At 42.7% G+C, this 6000-nt stretch carries 9 protein-coding genes and 1 riboswitch; of the genes, 8 read left to right on the top strand and 1 reads right to left on the bottom strand.

Annotation, left to right across the window (positions count from 1 at the left end; all coding sequences use genetic code 11):
- The 5 genes from AB4323_RS22940 to AB4323_RS22920 form a co-directional block, all read left to right on the top strand.
- Window positions 1–290: YgjV family protein (locus AB4323_RS22940; RefSeq protein ID WP_372153433.1), on the top strand; the 290-nt coding region annotated here is incomplete at its 5' end.
- A 60-nt stretch (window positions 291–350) separates the two neighbouring features.
- Window positions 351–665 carry a cupin domain-containing protein gene (locus tag AB4323_RS22935; RefSeq protein ID WP_065584628.1) on the top strand — a complete coding sequence of 105 codons (315 nt, stop codon included), beginning with the start codon at window positions 351–353 and terminating at the stop codon, window positions 663–665.
- 98 nt (window positions 666–763) lie between these two features.
- Window positions 764–1246 (top strand): GNAT family N-acetyltransferase, encoded by a 483-nt coding sequence (locus AB4323_RS22930; protein ID WP_372153431.1) that lies wholly within the window; start codon window positions 764–766, stop codon window positions 1244–1246.
- Window positions 1247–1411: 165 nt separating this feature from the next.
- The gene (locus tag AB4323_RS22925) at window positions 1412–1669 is read left to right on the top strand and encodes a hypothetical protein (protein WP_017060020.1); all 258 of its coding nucleotides are present in this window, start codon (window positions 1412–1414) and stop codon (window positions 1667–1669) included.
- A 131-nt stretch (window positions 1670–1800) separates the two neighbouring features.
- The gene (locus AB4323_RS22920; protein ID WP_017060019.1) at window positions 1801–2097 is read left to right on the top strand and encodes a hypothetical protein; all 297 of its coding nucleotides are present in this window, start codon (window positions 1801–1803) and stop codon (window positions 2095–2097) included.
- A 127-nt stretch (window positions 2098–2224) separates the two neighbouring features.
- On the opposite strand, the gene AB4323_RS22915 is transcribed toward AB4323_RS22920, so the two are convergent.
- Complete coding sequence (locus AB4323_RS22915) at window positions 2225–2722, bottom strand: fasciclin domain-containing protein (protein ID WP_372116528.1); 498 nt, start codon at window positions 2720–2722, stop codon at window positions 2225–2227.
- A 221-nt stretch (window positions 2723–2943) separates the two neighbouring features.
- On the opposite strand from AB4323_RS22915, the gene AB4323_RS22910 reads away from it, so the two are divergent.
- The 3 genes from AB4323_RS22910 (at window position 2944) to AB4323_RS22900 (ending at window position 5879) form a co-directional block, all read left to right on the top strand.
- Window positions 2944–3927, top strand: coding sequence for a DUF2860 family protein (locus AB4323_RS22910; protein WP_372153429.1), 984 nt, complete (start codon window positions 2944–2946; stop codon window positions 3925–3927).
- A gap of 166 nt (window positions 3928–4093) precedes the next feature.
- Window positions 4094–4588: a GNAT family N-acetyltransferase gene (locus tag AB4323_RS22905; protein ID WP_017060016.1), complete on the top strand. Its 495-nt coding sequence runs from the start codon at window positions 4094–4096 to the stop codon at window positions 4586–4588.
- Between the two features lie 78 nt (window positions 4589–4666).
- Window positions 4667–4766, top strand: a riboswitch (purine riboswitch).
- 90 nt (window positions 4767–4856) lie between these two features.
- Entirely contained in the window at window positions 4857–5879 is a 1023-nt protein-coding gene (locus AB4323_RS22900) for an adenosine deaminase (protein WP_017060015.1), read from the top strand.
- The last annotated feature ends 121 nt before the right edge of the window (window positions 5880–6000 follow it).

Genomic DNA, 6000 nt, shown 5'->3' with positions numbered 1-6000 from the left:
CGTCTAAGTTTAAATATTTGTTTTCTTCGATGTCGGTGGTCGCAACCGCAGTGACTTACTCAGGGCTGACCAGCATATTGAGTTGCTTTGCCTCCGTATTTCAGACCTTTGCAGCCTTCAATAAAGATGACCGTCGATTAAGAGAATTGATGATCATCGGAACCAGCTTTTGGTTGGTTCACAATTATTTAGTTGGTTCGCCAACAGCGGTTGTTATGGAGGCGCTGTTTATCTGCAGTAACTTGGTGGGCTATTACCGTTTTTACTTCAAAAAGAGTGCCGCTGCTTAGGTTTACAGTACAGCTAAGGCCCAAGTTGTTAATCAATTCAATGCTAGCTAGGAGAGCTTGATGCCAAACATTTACAATGATGTTCCTTCATCAATACCCAATGAAATATTCAATGACCTGATTGCCAACGACAACATTCGAATCGAGAGAATACTCTCATATGGTCACAGTTCACCAGACGAGGGTTGGTATGATCAAGATGAGAATGAATGGGTAATGGTGATCGATGGGCAAGGCGTCATCGAGTTTGAAGATGGTCGCATTGTTACCTTGTCTAAAGGGGATTATCTCAATATTTCCGCAGGTGAAAAACACAAGGTGCTGAGGACGGATAAAGATGCGGTGACGATCTGGCTCGCTGTGTTTTATCGTTGATATCTTGCTCTAAAGCTGAGGCTGTTAGGTTATAAAGCTTGCTGATTCAGCTGTTTATTTTCACCTCAGAAAGGACTTAAGACAAAAAGGAGTATGTTGTGATTAGAATTCGAAACTATCAAGCGAATGATGACAAAGCACTGTGGGAGATCTTCTTTCATACGGTACGTAACGTGAATGTTCGAGATTATTCTCAACAGCAAGTCGAAGCTTGGGCACCCAGTAGCTTTGACTTTGCGTTATGGCAAAAGCGTATGAATGGGTTACAACCCTTTGTGGCTGAACTCGATGGTTGCGTAGTTGGCTATACTGACCTGCAACCAAGTGGCTTGATTGATCACTTTTTCTGTCACCACGAATATCAAGGGAAGGGGGTAGGGAAAGCGTTGATGGAACATGTTTTCACTGTGGGTCGAGTTCGTGGTATATCGAGATATTTCTCTGAAGTAAGTATTACCGCAAGGCCTTTCTATGAGCATCTTGGTTTTAAGGTGGTGAATGAACAGGAAGTCGAAATGCGTGGTGTAAAGCTGACCAATTACGTGATGGAAAAGGTAGTTGAAGATGGACAAGGCAGCTGAATAGGCGGACTCGTGTTCTTAGGGATACAGAAACCGAGTTTGAAATATTAAAAAACCTTTTTAAGGATAACTTTTCCTGATCTATTGATATTGTCGATGAGTTCAAATTGTGTGCAAGATAATTTGTCTAATCTAAACATTGAATGAATACAAGGAGTGTTGTTCATGAGTCATGTGAGTAGATCTAAACTATATACATTGGTGTCGATGTTGTCCTTCGCTGTTGGCGTTCTTGCCTTAGATGCTGGGGTGTCGGGGCTATTTCCTCTCTTTGTTGTCGTCATCTCATTCTTTTCATTTGTCATCAACTCGTTTCTTTGTTTGTTCGGAGGTAAACGCGAAGATGGCTTTGATGCCTATCAAAAAGCAAATCAGACTCGGTCGCGAGCACTGGTCAAAGGCTTAGAAGACTCGAACAAATAAACCTATGCCTTCAGACGAACGGTAATCTCATTTTTGACACAGTTTTCACCTGCTTTTTGTTCTCTTATTCAAGAAAAATCATCACTTTAGCGATAATATTCACTGCAACTAATTTGAGTGAAGGAAGTAACGTGGGAATTGAAGCTTTAGTGTTTGTGATGGACGCATTAATCACCGCATGTTGTATGTACATCGCCTCTAAAATGTCTTTCGTGGTCGCAGATTTTAAATCCCTTCTTACTATTGCTGTTATCGTTGCTCTAGTGTCATTGATTCCAACAGTAGGCTGGGTGTTAGGGTTGATTCTGTTTGTGTTCTTACTCGGGAAAGCGACGCACTCTAGTATTGGTGACTGCATCTGGGTGGTGGTCTTCACGAAGGTGGTATCGATGGCGGCCTTTCTGATATTCGGGCGCTTGTTTATGTAATCCGGGTTCTTGCTTATATCAAGGCAGGCTTGGCTAGTTTGATACCGATCTTAACTTGGTATTTAAACGTCAAAAGGGTGTGAACCTGTCACACCCTCTAAGAAGCTTTGATTTGTGTTCATCTTTATTATTTAGGCAGTAATACAGCATCAATCACATGGATAACACCATTGCTTGCTTCAACATCTGCCATCACGACCTGCGCTTTGTTGACCATCACGTTGCCGTGATCAATTCCTACCATTACCGCTTCGCCTTGCACTGTTACGGCACTATCAAGTTTCATCACTTCAGACGCCATTATTTTCCCTGGCACCACATGATAGGTCAGTACTGCAATCAGCTTGTCTTTGTTTTCTGGCTTCAACAGCATATCAACCGTTCCTTCTGGTAGCGCAGCGAACGCTTCATCCGTTGGCGCAAACACTGTGAAGGGACCGTCACCTTTCAATGTTTCAACTAAGCCTGCCGCTTTTACCGCTGCTACCAAGGTGTTGAAAGAGCCGTTTTCAGCCGCCACGTCAACGATATCTTTCTTCATTCCGTGGTGATCAGCGTGAGCAAAAGCCGTAAAAAAAAGCGTCGCAACTAGCACTGACATGGTTTTGATTAATTTATTAAACATATTGTCTTCCTTTGAGTTTTGTCCGTTATTTTCGAGAGGTATTACGAAAGCCCAATCGTGATAGATCAATTTGTTGTGTCTTTGAGTGAATGGTTAGCGATATCGACAGCGTCAAGCGAATAAATTTATATTGTTAAATGCTTGTTACAATTCCATTTTGATGCTTATAGTTATTTGATGCTTATAGTTATTTGGTGATTATTCAAGTAATGGATGTGAATATGAGGTTTGTTTTACCAGTAGTCTTTTCTGCATTGGCTTCAATGCCTGCATACAGTGGCCTTGCTCCAAGTGAAGGCTTCAGCGGTAACTTCAGTGTATTGGCCGGTTTCTACTCTGGTAGTAGTAATTTGAGTACTGAACAAGATTCGAATCAAGCCACCAACACCCAGGAAGGGGAGAGTGAAAACCAAGGGCTACTCGGCTTTTTGGGTACTGTTCAATATACTTTTGGCGAATCGCTGACTCACCAAGTGTATGCGGGTACGACACGAGAGGATATTGCAACAGGTACCATTGCGTTTGAGATCGGTTATCGATATCAACTTTCTGGTGGCACCATATTGGATTTTTCTGTTCTTCCTACGCTTATCTCGGGCAAGGCTTGGACGGATCCGTATGCTGTTGGCGTTAATCGAAATGAAACGGATGTCAAAGGTAATGTAGGACGACTGCAGCTCACTAATATCGGTGGAACTGGTTTTCGAACGGATCTCGCATTTGGGCAATCTGATGTTGATGAAGAGCTATCTGGTAGCCAAGGCTTATCTCCGGAAGATGCTGTGCTGCTGGATAGGGAAAGAACCTATGTGTACGCCAAAGCAGGATACCGCTTTATCTTACCAAACCACGCAGGTCTATTTGTTCCTTCAATGGTGTATTTCCACTCAGACGCAGAAGGAGGAGCACTCAGCTTCGATAGTTATGGTATTGAATTAAACTACGCGAAGAGAATCGGTCGTCATGGTTTTGTTGTCACCCTAGATGCAAGTGATCGTGAATATGATGAGTCGAATCCAATTTACGGGCAAGTACGTGAAGAGAATGAATTCGGTGCATTCTTAGCTTATGAGTTTGGTGGTTTGATGGGCTATAAAGATTGGGCGTTCATTACTTTACTGGGTTTAAGAAGCATAGATTCTAATATCGATTTCTATAACTCCGAGCAAGTATTAGCGAGTGTGGGTGTGGATTATAAATTCTGATATTCACACTATTTTAAAAATACTCATCAAAGCAGAAGTTTAAGTTCAGTCTTACTATTTGTTTAATTATTTCGGGCACTTACACCTTTAAAGGTTGTAGGTTCCCGTTGCTATCCGTAATATGAAAATTAGCTTATGGATAGAAATAATAGGATAAGGAAGCGCTTTGGAAATACAAATTAGACATTTAGAAGCAACGGATAGCCAAGATATTTTCGATATTTATCGCCGCCCTTCAGTTTCAGAAAACACCTCACAAAAGCCTTATCTTAGTTCTGAACAAGTGGAGCGACTGTTTGGTCATTCAGACCATTTCACTCTGGTTGCGGAAGTCTCCGGCAAAGTAGTGGGTCACATTACTTTATTCATGACCACCAAGGTAAGAGACAGGCACTGCGCTGGTCTTGGTATTGCTATTCACCCAGATATGCATGGTAAAGGGGTCGGTAAGGCGTTAATGCAAGAAGCGATCAATCAGGCGGATAACTGGCTTAATCTCGTGCGTCTTGAGTTAGAGGTTCATGCCGATAACCACGCCGCTATTGCTTTGTATGAACGTGTAGGCTTTCAGTTAGAAGGCACAAAAAGACTCAGTACGTTCAAAGCGGGTAAGTACATCGATATGTTGCTGATGTCGAGAATACGACCAGATTACCGTTGAGATCGAACAACCAAACAGGTTCCTGCTTTAGAAATCGGTTAATGAGCAATTGATTAGTGAAATTCCCATTAAACTCTGTATAGTAGCAACCGTTTGCTTCGTATAACCCCAATGATATGGTTTGGGGGTCTCTACCAGCTCCCGCAAAGTGCTGATTACGAAGGGTTTAGATCACAATTGTGTTCTTACTCTTTGTAATGGCGTTCAAGAAAACCTCCTGTCTATTATTCAGAGTAAGTGCACACCTAAAATCCATAGTAGGTGAAATATGAACGCATTTATTCAAGGGCTCCCAAAAGTAGAGTTGCATTTACACATTGAAGGTTCGCTCGAACCTGAGTTACTTTTCCAGCTTGCTCAACGCAATGGCATTGAGCTGCCTTATTCATCCCCAGAGCAACTAAGACGCGCATACGAATTTGATGATTTACAGTCATTTCTGGATATCTATTATCAAGGTGCTGATGCACTGCGCACAGAACAGGATTTCTACGACTTAACATGGGCTTATCTAGAACGCTGTAAAGCCGACAATGTTATCCATACTGAGATTTTCTTTGATCCTCAGACACATACCGATCGTGGCATTGCATTCGACACCGCTATTAACGGCATTCATCGTGCGCTTGAACAGGGTCATAAAGAGTTGGGCATTACCTCTCAAATCATCGCATGTTTTCTGCGCCATTTATCTGAAGAGAGCGCCATTCAAACGTTCGCAGAGGTATTGAAGCATCAAGATAAGATCGTCGGGGTTGGACTGGACTCTTCTGAATTAGGACACCCACCAGAGAAGTTCAAGCGTGTATTCCAACAAGCAAAACAAGCGGGCTTCTTGACGGTGGCGCATGCAGGAGAAGAAGGGCCGGCTCAAAACATTGTCGATGCGATTGAAATGCTCAGCGTGAGTCGAGTGGATCATGGTGTCCAGTGCATGACAGACGAAGCTCTAATCGAAGAGCTGATTGAAACCAAAATGCCACTGACGGTGTGCCCACTGTCGAATATTAAATTGCGTGTATTCGATGTGATGGAAGATCACAACATTGTCGAACTGCTCAGAAAGGGTGTGACTGTAACGATTAACTCGGATGACCCTGCTTATTTTGGTGGTTACATGTCGGATAACTTTAATGCGGTGAGCCAAGCTCATGAGATGACGCATCAGGAGTTAGCGCAGTTTAGTTTGAATGCGATAGACGCGAGCTTTATTGAAGCGCCATTGAAGCAGCAATATCGAGAGCTTGTTCAAGGTTACTTAGCTAAAGCTGGTTCTGACCAGAATTTCTAGCGGCTGTGCCCATTTACTAGCAGCTGAGTATAAAGCGCTAGGATGGCCAACTAAAGTGGATGGTAAAGTGTTATCGACTGAGTCTGCTTAATCTCTATAAGCCTAAATCATCTAGATGAAG

Source organism: Vibrio sp. 10N.261.52.C11 (genome assembly GCF_041471405.1).
GTDB lineage: Bacteria > Pseudomonadota > Gammaproteobacteria > Enterobacterales > Vibrionaceae > Vibrio > Vibrio crassostreae_C.
This window is presented reverse-complemented; position numbering and strand designations above follow the sequence as displayed.

Excerpts from the sequence above, each read along its gene's own strand:
- AB4323_RS22900 (WP_017060015.1), top strand. The coding sequence starts at position 4,857 with ATGAACGCATTTATTCAAGGGCTCCCAAAAGTAGAGTTGCATTTACAC.
- AB4323_RS22925 (WP_017060020.1), top strand. The coding sequence starts at position 1,412 with ATGAGTCATGTGAGTAGATCTAAACTATATACATTGGTGTCGATGTTG.
- AB4323_RS22910 (WP_372153429.1), top strand. The coding sequence starts at position 2,944 with ATGAGGTTTGTTTTACCAGTAGTCTTTTCTGCATTGGCTTCAATGCCT.
- AB4323_RS22915 (WP_372116528.1), bottom strand. The coding sequence starts at position 2,722 with ATGTTTAATAAATTAATCAAAACCATGTCAGTGCTAGTTGCGACGCTT.
- AB4323_RS22935 (WP_065584628.1), top strand. The coding sequence starts at position 351 with ATGCCAAACATTTACAATGATGTTCCTTCATCAATACCCAATGAAATA.